Genomic DNA, 17,712 nt, shown 5'->3' with positions numbered 1-17,712 from the left:
ATCAGTTTGTATAAGCGGACTCGAGGTCCAAGGGTCTTTGTGCGATCTTTAGCTCCATATACCTACTGTAATTCAAAAAGCTCTGTAAAACCGAATTCGGTTTTACAGAGCTAATCTTAGTATGTTTGCTATCTAAACTTAGATGCTTGCCAGCTAACGACCTTGTGTTCCACGCTGCTTTTTGAGCTAAATGGGGGTCGTTAAGGTTATTCTGGGCAGGTCAACCTGCGCTTCGGCTCGTGTCCCCCAGTGGCCCAAACAGACGCTGGCCGTGGCGCCGAGAATGATGATCGCTAAAATTGTTTTTAAGACCTTTCCTCTGATGACACGGACCTCCCTTGCGTTGTTGGTCCGAGTATAGCATGTTACGTGGAGATCACCAAAAGTAGTGATGGGGACCACCAATCACAATGAGAAGGAAGATGCGAATCGGTTGCTCACGGAAGGGGTACTTGATAAGCTGGCTGGCATATTTTAACGATTCTCTACCACGATAGCGCAACTGGTGGTGTGCCGATTACACTAGGGTATTTGGCACAAAAAAACTGATTACTCACCGGAGTAATCAGGCTTTTTTAGCCGCTCACGCCATCATAGCCAATAAACGTGAAGTAGGTGTGGCCGCCAATATGGTATAGACTGTCAAAGGTACCGGCAATTCCCTTGTCTTCATTGCCGGCATTATGCTGCGGATCGTGAAGGTTTTTAAGCGTCAACCGGTATTGTTGCTGGCCACTATAGCTGACACGCTTGGTCTTGAGTCCCTGTACATTGTGGGCAAAATACAGCACGCGGTAGGGGTCGTGGAAGGTAGTTTTGGTGATTTTAGCCATACTATAAGGTTTCTGCATGAAACCCAGACCGGCGTTGGCCTTGGCGTCGTATTTCAGATACTCGAGGTAGCCATCCGGTGTGATCCGAATACTTGAAGTGGTCGTCTCAACGGCACTCAGCGCCGCCTTAGCACCACCCAGGTAGAGGTCGCCATGGCTGTAGCCGGGCATAAAGTCGGGGGCTTTGATCCGCTTGAACGCAGTTAGTTTATCGGTTGCCTTGAGGGTAGCCTGCGGATCGTAGGCGCCCGCTCCAGGGTCAATCGTGTATCCAGCAGGTGCGTTCTGTTGAATCAAAGAGTAACTCAGCCGTGACAAGTATAGTTGGAGACTGGGGACCAAGAAGTCGCCAGATTTGGTGCTCGTGAGATTACCCGCGACGACTGTCCCAACGGGGAGTGTGAAATCGCGGTTAAGGGCGTGACCGACCTTGTGAGTGGGAACGTAATTAACTTTGACCTTAATCGTGCGGGTGAGTTCGTAGTACTGACTGAGGTTTAAGAAGTCGGTACTGGCGGTGAAATTGCCAACTTTGACCAGTGCGCTGGGCCGTTCCGTCTGGGCATTAGCCGTTTGCCAGCCTGCGCAGATGACGGCCAGTAGCACCATGAGGCCTGAACCGAGTTCAATGAGTTTGTGCATGCCGATATCGAACCTCCTACGAAAAAATTAGATACGACTAGTATACCGGAAACCAAGCTGAAAATAAACGAACCAATGTTCTTTTGCGGGTAGAGATTTTGAAATAATGACGGTTAACCCGGGTTATATTCCCCCAATTTCCTGTGGCAACTAGAGAATGCGTGTGATAGAGAACCTTGTTTAGTATGCTGGAAGGAGTAGTTTAGGAGGGATTGCATGAAAATTGGAGAACAATTAAAGATTCAGCGGGAACAACGAGGCTGGTCACAGCAGATTTTAGCTGATCATTTGAAGATCTCTCGGCAGTCGGTTTCAAAGTGGGAACAAGGGACGGCACTACCGAGCTTTGCCAACGTGGTCTTGATTAGTGACTTATTTAAGCTAACCATCGATGAATTGGTTCGCGATGACACTGACCTAAGACGGACGTTTGATCGTCCAGTGACGGGGCCGTTGGGACTGATTGTTGTTGGTAGCTTAGGTGTGGCCATACCTTTGGCTATGGTGGCATTGGCACTGGGTATCCACACGGCAACCCTATTGGACTGGGGGCAAACGCCACTGCTGATTGGTGTAATCGTCCTATTGGGGTTGAGCTACCGGAATCAGCAACGCCGGCAATACGCATTATCGCGGCTGGTCATTGCGGTTGCTATCGTCGTACTTGGCTTACTGATGATGCCACAAATCTCGGATCTCATCATGGGGTTCTGGAACGGTCTACGAGTACAGAATTAACAGTGGCAATTTGGGGCTGACCGTGAGTCGGTCCTTTTGTGTAAAAAATAACCCGGGAAATTAATTTCCCATTATTGGGTGACAAAGTCGATTGATGTCTGCGTGTTGTGGAGGTCGCAGGGGGAGTATAATGACAGTAGTATCAGTCATGAAGGAGGAAATACAGATGCAAGCAGATCTTACCTGGCTTGATGATCCCCAGACTTTTCGAATCAATCAGTTGCCGGCACATAGTGATCATCGTGGTTATGCGACGGTTGCGGAAGCACAGACTGGGCACAGCAGCCTGGTTCAGAGTCTCGATGGTAATTGGGACTTTCAGTTTGCGACCGACCCACAACACCGGCCAGTTGGCTTTTATCAGCCCGACTATGATCGGTCTGATTTCGACCAACTCGCAGTCCCTGGTCATATTGAGCTTGCTGGCTACGGTCAGATTCAGTATATCAATACGGCTTATCCCTGGGAGGGCAAGCATTATCGCCGACCCGCATACAGCATGGGTGCCGATCAACCAGCTCGTGGCATGTTCAGCAAGGACCCTGAGAATACAGTAGGGGCCTACGTTAAACGATTCACGTTGAGCCCGGCTTTGCAAAATCAACGGGTCAGCATTGAATTCGATGGCGTTGAACAGGCGATGTATCTCTGGCTAAACGGTCACTTTATTGGGTATGCCGAGGATAGCTTTAGTCGTTCCGAATTTGATTTAACCCGTTACCTACAGCCGGGGGAGAACATACTGGCAGTGGAAGTCTTCAAACACAGTACGGCTGCTTTTCTTGAAGATCAAGACATGTTCCGCTTCTCTGGGATCTTTCGGAGTGTCCGGTTGGTTGCGAAGCCAGCTCTCCACTTGGAAGACCTGACCATTCGAGCGACAGTGGATCCTGACCTGACCACTGGTGTTCTCGATTTGCGGCTCCAACTTTCAGCGGCTCAGCAGCTTGCGGGAACGGCGGTCATGACACTACGAGATGGTACGGGCCAAGCGTTGTGGACTACGGAACAAGCGGTGGTCGATACGTTAGCAGTGACCACGGCGGTACCACACGTCCATCTGTGGCAGCATCACGATCCTTACCTTTATCAGTTGCAGATCTGCTTACATAATCCGGCCGGTGAGCTAGTTGAAGTGATTCCGTATGCGGTTGGCTTTCGGCAATTAACAATCAAGGATAAAGTGATCATGCTTAACGGCCAGCGGTTGATTTTAAATGGGGTTAACCGTCACGAATGGGATGCGCATCGTGGTCGGGCCGTAACAGCTGCCGATATGCAGCGAGACCTTGAAATCTTCCATGAGAATCATATTAATGCTGTACGGACGTGTCACTACCCGGATCAGCCAGCTTGGTATGACTTGTGCGACCGACAGGGTATTTACATGATGGCCGAGAACAACTTGGAAACGCACGGTACCTGGCAAAAGATGGGTGCGGTGGAGCCTTCCTACAACGTTCCTGGTAGCTTGCCACAGTGGCAACTGGCGGTGCTCGACCGGGCGAAGAGTAACTATGAGATGTTTAAAAATCACCCGGCGATTTTATTCTGGTCACTGGGAAATGAATCCTATGCGGGCGAGGACTTAGTTGCGATGGACGCCTACTATCATCATGTGGATCCGACGCGGTTGACCCATTACGAAGGTGTCTTCCAGAATCGCGCGTACGCCGACCGTATCTCTGATGTGGAGAGTCGGATGTATAACCCACCCCGAGAGATTGAAAAATACTTGCAGGATACGCCGGCCAAGCCATTCTTGGACTGCGAATACATGCATGATATGGGGAATTCACTCGGTGGTATGGCGAGCTACACGGACTTGGTTGACCGTTATCCGATGTATCAGGGCGGCTTTATCTGGGACTTTATCGATCAAGCACTTTGGGTCAAGGATGAAGTGACCGGACAGCCAGTTCTGCGTTATGGCGGGGACTTTGACGACCGCCATTCGGATTATGAATTCTCGGGCGATGGGCTCCTTTTTGCCGACCGGACCCCTAAGCCAGCCCTACAGGAGGTGCGCTATGAGTATGGCCAACACGACTAAGTTAAACGTGACGTATGGCGACGTCACATTGGGCGTTAGTGGGGATCACTTTCGCTATATTTTCGCCTATGACCGTGGCGGTTTGGAATCATTAGTACGCTACGGGAAGGAGTGGCTGTACCGTACACCGATGCCGGCATTCTGGCGTGCAACCACGGATAATGATCGTGGCAATGGTTTTTCTCAGCAATCAGCGATGTGGCTGGGAGCCGACTACTTTTCTCACTGTACTCAGGTGACGGTGGCCGTGGATGGTCAGTCGATATCGTTGCCAATTGCGCCGGAGAACAATCGCTACAGTGATCACGAGACAGCAACGACGGTAGCTGTCACCTTCACGTATACCACGCTGACCGTTCCGGCAACGATGGTAACCGTGAGTTATCTCGTGGACGGTACGGGGAAGCTAACCGTTGCAGTCCACTATCACGGGACGGCTGGATTACCGGAACTTCCAGCCTTGGGTTTACGTTTCGTGTTGCCCACGATGGCTAGCGGCTTTGACTATCAAGGCCTTTCGGGGGAAACGTATCCGGATCGCATGGCCGGGGGACAACCGGGAACTTACCACGTCACGGGGTTACCCGTGACGCCCTATCTGGTACCGCAAGAATGTGGCATGCACATGGCGACTGACTGGGTCACGGTGACCCGTGACCGGACGCTAAATAACGCCGACCCAGACCACCAGCCATTTGGGATCACATTTCAGAAGCATGACGGACCGTTGGCTTTTAGTTGCCTACCTTACACGCCGTTAGAGTTGGAAAATGCGACGCACCAAGAAGAGCTACCGGTACCACGGCGGACCGTGTTGACCATTTATGGTGCCGTTCGTGGCGTGGGTGGTATCGACAGTTGGGGCGCCGACGTGGAACCGCAGTATCACATTGTTGGGGATCAGGATCATGACTTCCAATTTGAGATTGCTGGTCTGGTATGACGTAGATGGCTACTTTCCAAGCAGAAGATTGAGTGAAATGAAGACGGCGAAAGTCGCCTTTTTTTGCAGTTAATAGGACAAACTGTTGACGGGCGTAGAATGCTGAGTGGCGCAAGAATGCTTTCCAGGGGAATGCGTGCCCGTTAAAGTTAGGCTGAAACCGCCATCTGTTAATGCTATAATGACCTGCAGATAAATTAAACTAGCTTTTTTTTGATTTGATTAGCGGGACGGGGGTTACGGATGGAAACAGTATTTTTGGTATTAGTCTTACTGATTGCGGTCGTTGGGGGCAATGTTCTGGGAAGACATTTTCCGCGAATACCGCAGCCTTTTTTTCTGATCGGATTGGGGTTGTTGTTTGCTTTTTTTCCACTGTATCATGGGTTTCAGTTCAGTCCGGATGTCTTTACGTTTGCCATTATTGCGCCGCTCATGTATAACGAATCGGAGAATGTTTCGCGTTACTGGGTCGGGCGGGGGATTGTCAATATTTTCTCCCTAGCAATCGTCCTGGTTGTGCTAACGGTACTCGTTGTGGGGAGTGGTGTGCACTGGTTATTTCCAATCTTTCCGCTTAGCCTGGCCTTCGCGCTCTGTGCGGTGGTGACCCCAACCGATGCATCAGCGGTGAGTGCGATTGCACCAGAGAGTGAGGAGTACCGGGTGCCTCAAACGATTCTTCAAAATGAATCACTCTTCAATGATGCTTCAGGGATCGTAGCGTTTGATCTCGCAATAGCAACCTATGTGTCCGGTAAATTCGCGGTGAGCACAGCGCTACTGGACTTTGGAAAGGAATTTTTGGGCGGCCTGTTATTCGGTGCCCTTCTTGGGCTAGGTATCGCCTGGGTTCGTCAGTTGTTGATTCGTTGGGGCGACAATTCACCGCTAGTACTGGTGACCATCGAACTGGTGACACCGTTCGTGCTTTACTACGTGGCGGATCTATTGGGATTCTCGGGAATCCTGGCGGTTGTCGCTGCTGGTCTCATCCAAGGTGGGGAACGTGAGCACTTACGCCTGACATCTAGCCGAATGCAGATGATCAGTGCTAACGTCTGGGAAATTATTAATGGTATCCTCTCCAGTTTGGTTTTCGTGCTGCTGGGAATTTCCCTACCAAGAGTGCTCCAGGCAGTTTGGCAAAATGAGCAAGTTCTGTGGTGGCAACTAATCTTAGCGGGACTTTTCATTTACAGTCTTAAGTTTGTGATGCGTTTAGTCTGGTCGCGGTATTTCGTCTGGATGCATGCGCCCAGCAAACATCGGTGGTCAGACAGTTGGCTGATGGCATTGAGTGGGGCCAACGGGACGATTACGTTAGCGTTGGCGTTTTCCCTGCCACTATTGATTAAGGGGCAACCCTTCGTGCTCCGGGGCTCGTTGATCTTCACGGCAACCGTGGTGATCTTACTGAGCCTGTTGGTACCGACCTTTGCTCTGCCCCAACTCTTAAAAAATGGGCCGACGAAAACAGAATCGACAACGAATTGGCGGCAGCGTATGCGGTTAGCGGCGATTATGGCGTTGGCAGAGCAAACGGATCATCCGAGTGAACGCCAAATTGTGATCGATGCGTTACGTCAGCAGTTTCAATGGCAACAGGTGCCTCGCCACCGCCAGCAGCGGTCGCTATTTCAACAAGCCGATCGGGCAGAAGAGCAAGCAATTAAGGTATTATATGAGCAAGGTAAAATGACTGAGTCAGAGTGGTTTTACTACCGCCGTTTTCTAAAATACAGTCGCTTCACCGTTGACCAGCGCTGGTGGAAGAATCTCATCCTGCGACTGTGGTTCAGCGTGCATATGGGGCACATGTACCATGATATTCAGACAGCTCAGGATACCTTCATGACGTCGCCCTTGGTGATGGAACAGATCTATTGGCAACGGTGTTTTGAAAAGCACGATGAGGATATTCGTCCGCTCGAAGCTGCTGGTAATCGGGCGGCTTTGGCGAAATTGACGGCGCTAAAAACTACTGAAAATCACACGGCGCTTGATGTCATCCAGCGATACTATCACGAGCGTCACCGTCAGTTCAATGCGCCAGAGGTTGAGTCGGCCATTGTCTATCAATTGTTTTTGGCGGCGTTTCACACGGAATATGAATTAGTACAGGCAGAATTGGCCGCCGGGAAAATGTCGACAGAGGTGGCCGATGATTTACAACAACAGATTATTTTTGATGAAATGAGTTATTTGCAGAATCGAACGGCCTTTTTGGCTTGATTTTAGCATATGCAACGTGAAAAGGCTGTGGTCTCCTGGATAGGAAATCACAGCCTTTTGTGGGTGTTATTGAAGGTTGAAAGATGAAATGTTCATGTTACTCTTGCGACAGTAAGAGTTGTCACCGTTAAACTAGTTGAAATGGGCGCACTCCGGCTGCCAGGGATTCCGCTTGCTGTGGGGAACGCCTCCAGCCAAAGGACGGGCTTCCGGCTCTGATTGTGCACGTCAATTTCAATCACTGAATTCCAAATGGTTCCTAAAATTCAAGCATAAAACAATAACATTTCTATAGGCATAATCCACGTTGCCTCAAGCCAACTACGGTAGCCGAGAGGTGGGCAGATATGGGCTTAGGCGCGTCGTTCTACTTAGTCAGGGGGTGATTTCCCCGCTGGCTTAGTAGAAAACCAAGCTTGTAGACTCGGTCCTCTCGAGGCTTCAAGTTGTGTTCGCACCGTTCCAGCCCATATCTGCCGGCCGGTAAGGCGATGGTTGAACAACGTTGCCTAATTTTAGGCCCAGTATCGTTGTGACAACAGTCATAATGAGTGTTTTGGAACTTTCAACCTTCAGGTAGTTATTTGACGAGTCCTAGCGTGACTAGACGGTCAGCTGCGGCTAACACTGTTTCTTCCGGTGTATGCTGCGTCCATCCTAAGTCGTTTTCCGCTGCCGCCGTGGTGTGGTGATAGCGACGGTTCAGCATAGGAACTAAGGAACGCATGCTGGGAACTGGCTTAGCTAGAAGCCGGGTTGCCCAGTTGGGGAGGGGCCGGACGTGGAGGTGAAGGTGCGTAAATTGCCGCTGATATAGACGGGCAACATCGAGCATTGAGATGGTCTGAGACGCCGCCAGATAGCGCTTTTGAACGGCCACCGGGTTTTCAAAGGCTAAACGATGGAGAATGGCGAGGTCGCGGACATCACTGATTTCCAGAGGAACTTTAGGAATGGCCGGTTGGCCTTTGAGCAGTTGTAGGAGAATGCCGTTTGAACTGAGATTCTTTGCGGTCATGACGGGGCCAAAGATAGCGCCGGGTAGAATCGTTGTCAGGTCAAGGCCATGGTCACGGGCGAAATCCCAGGCAGTTTGTTCTGCCACGACCTTGGAGATACGGTAGGGGTCCAACTCAGGATTGGTAACATCGGTCCAGAAGTCTTCATCCAGGGTTCCGGTTGTCCGGCTATCGGGGGTTGAAGCGGCTTGAGAGCTTGTCATGACTATCCGGGTTACGCCGGCGTTTGCGGCAGCTTGGAAGACGTTAAGGACGCCGGATTTAGCCACGTTGACTAGTTCTTCGGTCGATTCCGTGCCGTTACCCAAGGGGGAGGCGACGTGAATGACGCCGTCCGCATCAGTCATGGCCGCTTCCCAACCGTTCGTGCTGGTGAGATCGGCTTCAAAGAAACTCAAGTGGCCCAATGCGACCGGATTGACGTATCGACGGAGGCTTTCCTTGATAACAGGAGCCTTCCCGAGACTTCGGAGACTAGCAGAAACGGCGTAATCATGATTTAACAGATCGACAATGACCCAGCTGGCGACGAAGCCAGAACCACCTGAAACAATGATTTTTTTCATAAGTTAATACCTCGATATCTTTATTTTAGACAAATAATACAATATATTGTCTAAAACGTCAAGCTATGTTATTCTAAATACATAGGAGTTGAGCGTAATGATTGATCAAAAATCCCTTACTACCAAGCTTAATCATGTTATTTTAATTGAAGGATTTCAAAAATTATCGATGAGTAAATTGGCAACTGCTGTCGGTGTGAGCCGGGCCAGTCTGTATCTCTACTTTAAGAATAAAGATGAGATCGTTCAGGCAGTTGTGGCGCGTCACGTTAAATTTATCAAGGAACATCCGGTGCCAGTGCACTTTGCCACGGCGACGTTCCTTCCGGTTTGGCTGGACTCTCTTTTATTGATGGGATCGACTACCGAGACCTTTACAACGGAATTGCAGCGGGCCTATCCAGAGCTGTATCAAGAACTTTCAGGGGCCTATCGTATCTACTTTCACCAATTGAAGGCGTACGTGGCGCAGGGGCAACGGGCGCAATTCGTTCGGGACAATTTTCCGGCGGACTTCGTTATTTTTCAAGCTGAGTCATTGGTTAAATCAGTTCTGATGCAGGTTCGCGAGGGTCAATTGCGTCTGGACCGCGCGGAAGTGTATCTAACGGCAACATTAGATTTTCAACTGACGGGGTTGCTAGTTGCGTCTGTGCAGGAGCAGCTCGATATGCGACAAGTTGCGGGGTTCGAGGCGACGATACTGCGGGAATTCAGAGAAACCTACGCGTTGATTTCGAAGTGAGTTGAGGCTTGCCAGTTAGTCGCCGTTTGTCGCACGTTTCAGCAGTATAGTTTTGGAGATACAAACCGAGAGTCTGGGATTTGTCCTAGACTTTTTTTATTTTTCAAACTTTCCTCTTGCCTTGAAGTGCACATGAAGGTTTAACCTAAGGTCATTCAAGCGTTAGGAAAGGAGTTTTAACTGATGACGAAGCATTTACCAAAGGGGCAGGGCGCGCCTTCTGACGGTCGAGATACCAATCGAGACGGTCAGCCTATTCGGCATCTGACCGAGACGGCCAAGACGCTCATCGTGTATTTTTCGCGGAGTGGCAATACGGAATCGCAAGCGCAATTGGCTCAGCAATTTTTACGTGCCGACAGCTATGAATTGACGGTGGCTCAGCCATATCCCAGTGATTATCGCGCTAGTGTGGATCGGGCGACGCGGGAACGGGAAGCGCAAGATTGGCCGGAATTGTGCATGACGGATTTCCCCAATTTGAACCAGTACAACTTGATCCTGTTGGGGCATCCCATCTGGGCGATGACACCGGCCAACCCCATGCGGCAGTTTTTGATTCAGTTCGGCGATCAATTAGGCCATAAACGTGTCGCGTCCTTTTCTACGAATGCTGGCTATGGTTCGGGGGATACGCAACAGGTCTTGGCGCAACTAACGCCAGCGGGCACCGTAATTTTACCCAACTATAGCGTACATGATGTGCACTTAGAACAGACAACTAGCGACTTTCAACGCTGGTTGACCCAGACAAAGGAGTCTTAATAATGACGAAAAAAGTAATGATTTTAGCAGCTAATGGACAAATTGCCCAAATCGTAGAACACCGAGTCTTAACGGAAGATCAATTCGCAGATGTTGACTTGACCCTTTTCTTACGTAACGCTAGTCGGCTCGCCAACTTGCAGGACAATCCGCGCGTCACGTTGGTTGAAGGAGACATTACCGATCCGGCTGCTGTGAGTGCTGCCATGGCCGGTCAGGACTTGGTATTCGTTGCCGTTGTGGATCACGACCAGCAGAACCGCTTGACCAACAGCGTCATTGCGGGAATGAAGGCCAATCACGTTTCCCGGGTCCTTTCCACGAATGTTCTGGGGTTGTACAATGAGGTTAACGGTGAATTTGGCCGGTGGAACTCAGAAATGATTGGTGCTGGGATGGCCCCAGCGCGTAAATCCGATGAGTTATTGGCCAATTCTGGTTTAGACTACACGACGTTGCGGTTGCCCTGGTTGAATGATCGCGGGGTTAAGTATGTGGTGACCACCAAAGATCACCCCTACAACGGTGTTTCCGGATCACGGCAGAGTGTGGCCGATGTCGTGTTGAATATTATCACTGACCCAAGCAAGTACAGTCATGATAGTATTGGCATGGCGGACCCTGATACTGAGGGACAAGACCGGCCTGTCTATTAATTTGCGAGGAGCGAAAATAAAATGAACATTAAAGAAGCTAGTGAAAAAACGGGGGTTTCCTCCGCAGCGATTCGCTACTACGAAAAAGAAGCGTTGATTCCGGCCATCGACCGGACTGCGGTTGGTAACCGGGATATTGACGATCGCATCATTCGGCGCATCAAGTTTGTCACCCAGATGCGGGCAGCGGGGATGAGTATTGAAAATCTGCGACGCTACATCGAATTATTTGATGCCCAGGAAGACAATACCAAAGAACAAAAGGCCCTTCTGCAGGAACAACTTGGGGTGATGGAAGAGAAGCGCGATGACTTACAGGCGGCCATTGACCACCTGAACTACAAGCTGAACCACTTCTACGATCACATGGTAACCACGGAAGAGGAGCTACGTGAGCTGGAACGGCAACACGCAGCGACGACTGAAAAGCCAACTGAAGACGGTGACGGCTTCGATAATTCATATTAATGATTAATAGCGGCAGCGGTTACGACAACTGTGTATGTAACTGATGCCGCCATTTTCATAAATAGTTAATGATAATAATAAATATATGGTTAATACGATTCCTGAGCTAAGCATTGACTTAGGGGGACTGTAACCCGGTATACTAGGACTAATATGAAACGTAAAGGGGATTTTCAGATGGTAAGTACAGCTTTGATTGTAGACTACTCCTGGTCCGGTACAACCGCGCAAATGGCCGTTGATTTACAGCAGGTAACGGGGGCCGATAAGGTCGATTTGACCGTTACACAGGGAACGTTTCCGTCTGATATGTTCGCGACGGCCGATGTTGCCAGCCAACAACTCTCGAGCGGCGATCTGCCGGAATTGACCAATGTTCGTCCAGACCTGAACCACTATCAAACGCTGTTGGTCGGGGGCCCCGTCTGGAACGGAAAGGTTGCGACACCAGTACGGCGCTTCCTCCAACAACTGGGTGATTTTCGAGGTGTTGTGGCGCCGTTTTACACGGACTCAGGTAATCCTGGCGGTTATGAGGACGACTTTGAGCAGTTGATTACTCGGGGGACATTTGTGATGGGCCTCGGGATGACGGCTGGTGATTTACCTCGTGACCAGCAGGCTCTGCGGGGCTGGTGGCGAAATTTTCAAATTTAATAAAATTGCGCTTGCCTTGAAGTCCACTTTAAGGTCTAGACTAACCGTATCGATTGAAATTGGAGGATGAATTCATGAAAACAGCTGTATTTGTTGAACCGGGCAAGGTTGAAGCCCAAAAATTACCAAAGCCAACGGTCAAGAATCCCACGGACGCCGTCTTGAAGATCGTTCGGGCCTGTGTCTGTGGTTCCGACCTGTGGTGGTACCGTGGCATCAATGACCGTCAAAAGAACACACCGGTCGGGCATGAAGCCATCGGTATCGTAGAAAGTGTCGGTAGCGATGTCACCAATGTGAAGCCTGGTGACTTTGTTATCGCGCCATTTACACACGGTTGTGGCCACTGTGCGGCCTGCTTGGCTGGGTTCGATGGTAATTGTGAAAATGCCCAGACTGATGACGAAATCGTCGGCTACCAAGGTGAATACTTACGGTTTAAGAACGCCAACTGGGCCTTGGTCAAAATTCCGGGTCAACCCAGCGATTACACCGACGCCCAACTCAACGACCTGTTGACGTTGGCTGATGTGATGGCAACCGGCTACCATGCCGCTGCTACCGCCGAAGTCAAGGGCGGCGATACGGTCGTGGTTATGGGTGATGGCGCTGTTGGGCTGTGTGGCGTCATTGCCGCTAAGCTTCGCGGTGCTAAGCGGATTATCGCGATGAGTCGACATGCCGATCGTCAGGCACTAGCCAAAGAATTTGGTGCGACTGATGTGGTTGCTGAACGTGGAGATGACGCGGTTAAGCGTGTGATGGAACTGACTGACGGTGCTGGTGCCGACGCGGTCTTGGAATGTGTTGGGACCGCCCAATCTATCGATACGGCCGTTAAAGTTGGTCGGGCCGGTGCCGTTGTTGGCCGGGTGGGTGTGCCACAGAAGGCAGAAATGAACACGAACAACCTCTTCTGGAAGAACATTGGTCTGCGTGGCGGGATTGCTTCCGTCACGACTTACGACCGGGATGTGTTGCTGGATGCTGTTTTGACCGGTAAGATTCACCCCGGCAAGGTATTCACCAAGCGTTTTGACCTCGACCACGTTGCGGAGGCTTATGCCGCAATGGATAAGCGGGAAGCCATCAAGTCACTATTAGTTATTAGCAAATAATTTAATAACAATTAATTATTAAATAATAAAGACCCCTGTCGTCGATGGGGGCCTTTTTAGCTTCCGTGGAAATGGGGGGCGCTTACAGAATTTAAGAGAAAAATTTTTTTAAAATTCCCCTTGCCTTGAAGTGTAGATGAAGGTCTAAACTCCTAATCATTCACTTAAAGACGAGAGAGGTAAAACAAAAATGGCAAAGCAAAAACGATTCGACTGGATCTTACTGGTCATCTTAATGAGTTACTTTATGATTCTATTGGACAATTCAATTATTTTTACGGGGACGGTGAAAATCGCCCACGACTTAAATCTGAGTCAGTCGACTTTATCCTGGGTCAGCAGCGCGTACTCCCTGACCTTTGGGGGCTTCTTACTACTGGGCGGTCGTGCGGGGGATCTCTTTGGCCGGCGGCGTGTGTTCGAGATTGGTCTGGTAATCTTTGGTCTTGGCTCGTTGCTGGTTGGGCTAGCTATCAACGCCCCCATGATCATTGCGTCCCGGGCCTTTCAAGGCATCGGCTCGGCCATTCTGGCGCCGACCACGCTGGCTATCCTGATGGATACCTATGAGGGTGCCGAACGGGTCAAGGCGATTGCATACTACGGGGCCATGGCTGGCATCGGTGCGAGCGTGAGTCTGGTTATTGGCGGCGTCTTCGCCAGCCTCCTGACGTGGCGCGTTGGTTTCTTCATGAATGTGCCAATTAGTATTTGGATGTTCTATTTAGCCATTAAGTATTTGAACAAAGACAGTGGTCAGGCCGGTAAATTAGACTGGTTGGGAACCTTTAGTTCTCTGATCGGGATGAGCGCCTTGGTCTACAGCATCATTGGTGACTGGGCAAAGCTGCCAGCTTTCCTGTTAGCCATCCTGTTTCTAGGAATTTTCATCTACCAGGAACATCGGACGGGCCAACCCATCATGCCCTTACGGTTATTTATCGACCGTGAACGTATTGGCGCCTATATTGGCCGGTTCCTCTATCTGGGCGCGATGATGGGCTTCTGGTTCATCACGCCACAGTTGATGCAAAATCAACTGGGATTCAGTGCCCTGATGGCTGGGGTGGCGTTCTTTCCCTTAACCATCGTAAACTTTATCGTGGCTTTACAAGTGGCACGGTTAACGGCGAAATGGGGTAACGGTGGCTTACTGGTCATTGGGATTGCCCTGACTGCGATTGGTATGATTTGGATGAGTCGTTTTACACCGGCAGTTGGTTACTGGTGGGGGATTGCCGCCCCAATGGTCATCGTTGGGGTTGGCCAAGGCTTCTCACTGAGTCCCTTTACGGCGGCCGGTGTGGCCCATACCCGTGGTACTGACGCGGGGGCAGCCTCTGGTGTTGTCAACGTCATGCATCAGATCGGGGGCTCTGTTGGGCTGTCGATTCTGGTAACGGTGCAGGGGTTATTTACCGGGCAAGTGGCCGGCTTTCAACACGCCATCTTAATTGGTGGTGTCCTGTTAGTCTTGGCCCTGTTAGCGGCAATTTTCCTGATTGTGCCAGGTGAACGGCAGTCAAAATAAGAAACACTAAGACTAGAGGCATAAGAGTTATCCGATGGGATGCTCTTATGCCTCTATTACTTTATTCAGATGCTGGTGCCATTTTACGATTAATATTGGGATTATCAAATGATTTTACGCTTAGAAAAATTACGCCGTTATCGGCCCTCAAAGCAAATACTGTCTGACTGGTACCAAGCATCGTTAACATGGCACTTAGCTTTGTTAGCTCAGTAGTTGGAAACGATATGTTGATAGTGGTCAGGGCTTCGTCTGTTTGAATTAGAGCTTCATCTTGCAGAATCATCTTAAAAAAAAACGAGCAAAGTTTTCATTGTACTTCCTCTATTAGCCATTTTTTCAGATTATCACTTTGACTTAAACTGACATGTAATCGAATATGACTTACTTTTCCACTTGAGTCCAGTATATCTGTCGTGCCAAATTTAGCACCATGTTGTCCCAATAAGTTAAAACAAGGACATAATCTTTCGACATCAGACCCGCTTAAATGAACATAGACTTCACCGTCCGTAGCGGAGAACCTACTGACATTCTGCGGTCCTAAAGACTGCTGAAAAAGTAATTTTAGATAACCTTCTGGGGAACTGTCATTACGCAATTAATCATCCTCAATACTATTAAAATGCAACGTGGAAGTTAGGCAAGACACTGTAGGGGTGTCCACTATAATCGCGGGCTGTACCCGAAAGATAAACCTTTCCACCGTTATTTTTGTTAATTCCAATATTTTCGCTATATGATCCGCCTAAAGCACCCCATCCATGTAGGGTAATATTACGACTATAACCACTGTAATATCTTAACTTCAGAGTACCACCAAATAACCATGGACCAGTTGTCTTAGGTTTAACAGACCAGTAAATATTACGTCGATTGGCAGAAACATTTAATCTCGCAGTACCACCAGTTCCTGTTACGGAACCCTTCATAAGCGAGTTACTTGGTAAATAGAACTCTGAACTAGCTGAAACGCCAGCTTCCACTTGCTGATAAAGCTCGTTGGGAACTGGTTATCTCTCAAAAAAAGAGTATCATATACTAACAGAATAGTAAAGCTAATAAATTATAAATATTATTGTATAATACTTATAATTTTATAATTACTGTTTCCAGAATAACGTATTACAAGGTCAGTCACCAACACACTATTGTGATATGCCTCTTGACATGATCTTCGGCATGAAAAAGCTGCTTGTCCACAGTGAGTCACCTGTTCCTCTACTAGAAAATACATGCTTATAATTTAAAAACGGAAGATCGTTATGGACATTAATGTTATATATGCTTCAACTAATGATGAGTGGGATTGGAAATGGGTAGATAGAGAGATCAGTGGAAGAGGCCTCTCACAAAAAAGAATCTCCCTTCCCAGAAGCAAATATATTCAAATTAACTTGTTCAATCAATCTGATAAGTGACAAAATAAAAAAAGTTAAATTAATTTGCAAATAAAGCTTGCCTTGAAGTAACTGCAAGGCACTACACTAGCTTTAAGCAATCACGAACGGAGGATATTCAGCATGACAAACATCTTAATTATTGGCGCAACGGGTTCTGTGGGCAGTGTCACCCGGCAATATTTCTTAGACAACACGGACGATCACTTAACGTTGATGGCCCGGAGCACGGCACGTTTGGGCAAGTTGTCCGATCGCGAGCGGGCAGTTACGGGGAGTGTCACCGATTTGGCGGCTCTGCACGACGCATTAAAGGGGCAGGACGTGGTCTTCGCCGCTTTGAGTGGGAATCTGGCTGGTATGGCCAAGAGCTTGATTGCTGGTATGGACGAAGCAGGCGTTAAGCGGCTATTATTCATCGCGTCTATGGGAATCTATAATGAAATTCCTGCTAGTCTTGGGGCAAGCGGCAATCTGCGAAGTAACCCGATGTTACAAGGTTACCGGAATGCCGCCGATGCTGTGGAAGCCTCTGACTTGAACTACACGGTGATCCGTCCCGGCTGGTTCGACAATGGTGGCGACACAGATTACCAAGTCACCAAGAAGGGTGAAGCGTTTGGTGGCCACGATGTTTCTCGACAGAGTATCGCTGACCTCGTGATGCGGTTGGCGCACGATGACACGTTGGGGTCTCGTGACAGTCTCGGAATTAACCGGAAGCGATGATAATGAATGAAGAAATTCTGAAATTATATCGTACCTATAACGTGGCTATGGCCGCTGACGATACGGTAGCTTTGAACCGGTTGCTGGCGCCAGACTTCACGCTGACTCATATGACGGGTTACGTTCAGCCCCGCGCCGAATGGTTGGGCGAACTCCAGCGGGGAACCATGCGGTACTTCTCATCCGTTGAAGACCACGTGGATGTCACGGTCACAGCCAATGGGTGGCGGGTTGTCGGCCAGAATCGCGTGGTTGCCACTATTCACGGAAGCAGCAAGAATGAGTGGCCACTGAATACGGACATGACGGTTCAGCGACGCAATGGGACCTTGCAGATCATGGCGGCCGTGGTGACGACTTACTAGAGGTTAAAAGTGCCAGCTCAGCGATGGCGATAGCAAAATAAATAAAAATATCCAATTGGCTTCCCTAGCCAATTGGATATTTTTTATGCCGTAAACTAAAGATTGAAAGCAAAAATACTCGCTCTACTCTTGCGACTGTAGGAATTGTCACCGCTAAGTTAGTGGCAATGGTCGCACTCCGGCTCTGATTGTGCACGTCAATTTCAAGCACTGAATTCCATATGGTTGTTAGAGTTTAAGCACAAAGCA

At 49.3% G+C, this 17,712-nt stretch carries 17 protein-coding genes; 13 read left to right on the top strand and 4 right to left on the bottom strand.

The window, feature by feature from the left end; all coding sequences use genetic code 11:
* Window positions 1-575: 575 nt before the first annotated feature.
* Window positions 576-1,475, bottom strand: a complete 900-nt coding sequence (locus ACKTSF_RS09595; protein WP_407888884.1) for a hypothetical protein — start codon at window positions 1,473-1,475, stop codon at window positions 576-578.
* A 216-nt stretch (window positions 1,476-1,691) separates the two neighbouring features.
* On the opposite strand from ACKTSF_RS09595, the gene ACKTSF_RS09590 reads away from it, so the two are divergent.
* The 4 genes from ACKTSF_RS09590 to ACKTSF_RS09575 all read left to right on the top strand — a co-directional run bounded on the left by ACKTSF_RS09590 (window position 1,692) and on the right by ACKTSF_RS09575 (window position 7,444).
* Window positions 1,692-2,213: a helix-turn-helix domain-containing protein gene (locus ACKTSF_RS09590; protein WP_407888882.1), complete on the top strand. Its 522-nt coding sequence runs from the start codon at window positions 1,692-1,694 to the stop codon at window positions 2,211-2,213.
* 166 nt (window positions 2,214-2,379) lie between these two features.
* Window positions 2,380-4,266, top strand: a complete 1,887-nt coding sequence (locus tag ACKTSF_RS09585) for a glycoside hydrolase family 2 TIM barrel-domain containing protein (protein ID WP_407888881.1) — start codon at window positions 2,380-2,382, stop codon at window positions 4,264-4,266.
* Window positions 4,250-5,209, top strand: a complete 960-nt coding sequence (locus ACKTSF_RS09580) for a beta-galactosidase small subunit (RefSeq protein WP_407888892.1) — start codon at window positions 4,250-4,252, stop codon at window positions 5,207-5,209. Before ACKTSF_RS09585 ends, ACKTSF_RS09580 begins: the two co-directional genes overlap by 17 nt.
* Before the next feature lie 243 nt (window positions 5,210-5,452).
* On the top strand, window positions 5,453-7,444 hold the full coding sequence (locus tag ACKTSF_RS09575; protein WP_407888880.1) for a cation:proton antiporter: 1,992 nt from the start codon (window positions 5,453-5,455) through the stop codon (window positions 7,442-7,444).
* 580 nt (window positions 7,445-8,024) lie between these two features.
* Here ACKTSF_RS09575 and ACKTSF_RS09570 read toward each other — a convergent pair.
* Window positions 8,025-9,029, bottom strand: a complete 1,005-nt coding sequence (locus ACKTSF_RS09570; protein WP_407888878.1) for an NAD-dependent epimerase/dehydratase family protein — start codon at window positions 9,027-9,029, stop codon at window positions 8,025-8,027.
* A gap of 97 nt (window positions 9,030-9,126) precedes the next feature.
* Between ACKTSF_RS09570 and ACKTSF_RS09565 the strand changes: the two genes are divergently transcribed.
* The 7 genes from ACKTSF_RS09565 to ACKTSF_RS09535 all read left to right on the top strand — a co-directional run bounded on the left by ACKTSF_RS09565 (window position 9,127) and on the right by ACKTSF_RS09535 (window position 14,969).
* Window positions 9,127-9,774 carry a TetR/AcrR family transcriptional regulator gene (locus tag ACKTSF_RS09565; RefSeq protein ID WP_407888876.1) on the top strand — a complete coding sequence of 216 codons (648 nt, stop codon included), beginning with the start codon at window positions 9,127-9,129 and terminating at the stop codon, window positions 9,772-9,774.
* Between the two features lie 183 nt (window positions 9,775-9,957).
* Window positions 9,958-10,539: a flavodoxin family protein gene (locus ACKTSF_RS09560; protein ID WP_407888874.1), complete on the top strand. Its 582-nt coding sequence runs from the start codon at window positions 9,958-9,960 to the stop codon at window positions 10,537-10,539.
* A 2-nt stretch (window positions 10,540-10,541) separates the two neighbouring features.
* Window positions 10,542-11,195, top strand: coding sequence for an NAD(P)H-binding protein (locus ACKTSF_RS09555; RefSeq protein WP_407888872.1), 654 nt, complete (start codon window positions 10,542-10,544; stop codon window positions 11,193-11,195).
* A 21-nt stretch (window positions 11,196-11,216) separates the two neighbouring features.
* Complete coding sequence (locus tag ACKTSF_RS09550) at window positions 11,217-11,663, top strand: MerR family transcriptional regulator (RefSeq protein ID WP_407888870.1); 447 nt, start codon at window positions 11,217-11,219, stop codon at window positions 11,661-11,663.
* Window positions 11,664-11,840: 177 nt separating this feature from the next.
* A complete protein-coding gene (locus ACKTSF_RS09545) occupies window positions 11,841-12,320 on the top strand; it encodes a flavodoxin family protein (RefSeq protein WP_407888869.1) in 480 nt (159 codons plus the stop codon).
* Window positions 12,321-12,394: 74 nt separating this feature from the next.
* Window positions 12,395-13,438 carry a zinc-dependent alcohol dehydrogenase family protein gene (locus ACKTSF_RS09540; RefSeq protein WP_407888867.1) on the top strand — a complete coding sequence of 348 codons (1,044 nt, stop codon included), beginning with the start codon at window positions 12,395-12,397 and terminating at the stop codon, window positions 13,436-13,438.
* 190 nt (window positions 13,439-13,628) lie between these two features.
* Complete coding sequence (locus tag ACKTSF_RS09535) at window positions 13,629-14,969, top strand: MFS transporter (protein ID WP_407888865.1); 1,341 nt, start codon at window positions 13,629-13,631, stop codon at window positions 14,967-14,969.
* A 61-nt stretch (window positions 14,970-15,030) separates the two neighbouring features.
* Here ACKTSF_RS09535 and ACKTSF_RS09530 read toward each other — a convergent pair whose 3' ends face one another.
* Window positions 15,031-15,255, bottom strand: coding sequence for a hypothetical protein (locus ACKTSF_RS09530; protein WP_407888863.1), 225 nt, complete (start codon window positions 15,253-15,255; stop codon window positions 15,031-15,033).
* Between the two features lie 334 nt (window positions 15,256-15,589).
* On the bottom strand, window positions 15,590-15,955 hold the full coding sequence (locus ACKTSF_RS09525; RefSeq protein ID WP_407888861.1) for a hypothetical protein: 366 nt from the start codon (window positions 15,953-15,955) through the stop codon (window positions 15,590-15,592).
* A 537-nt stretch (window positions 15,956-16,492) separates the two neighbouring features.
* Between ACKTSF_RS09525 and ACKTSF_RS09520 the strand changes: the two genes are divergently transcribed.
* Complete coding sequence (locus tag ACKTSF_RS09520; protein WP_407888859.1) at window positions 16,493-17,098, top strand: NAD(P)H-binding protein; 606 nt, start codon at window positions 16,493-16,495, stop codon at window positions 17,096-17,098.
* A gap of 2 nt (window positions 17,099-17,100) precedes the next feature.
* Complete coding sequence (locus tag ACKTSF_RS09515; RefSeq protein WP_407888857.1) at window positions 17,101-17,463, top strand: nuclear transport factor 2 family protein; 363 nt, start codon at window positions 17,101-17,103, stop codon at window positions 17,461-17,463.
* The last annotated feature ends 249 nt before the right edge of the window (window positions 17,464-17,712 follow it).

It is taken from the genome of Levilactobacillus muriae, from assembly GCF_045862015.1.
Taxonomy (GTDB): domain Bacteria; phylum Bacillota; class Bacilli; order Lactobacillales; family Lactobacillaceae; genus Levilactobacillus; species Levilactobacillus muriae.
This window is presented reverse-complemented; position numbering and strand designations above follow the sequence as displayed.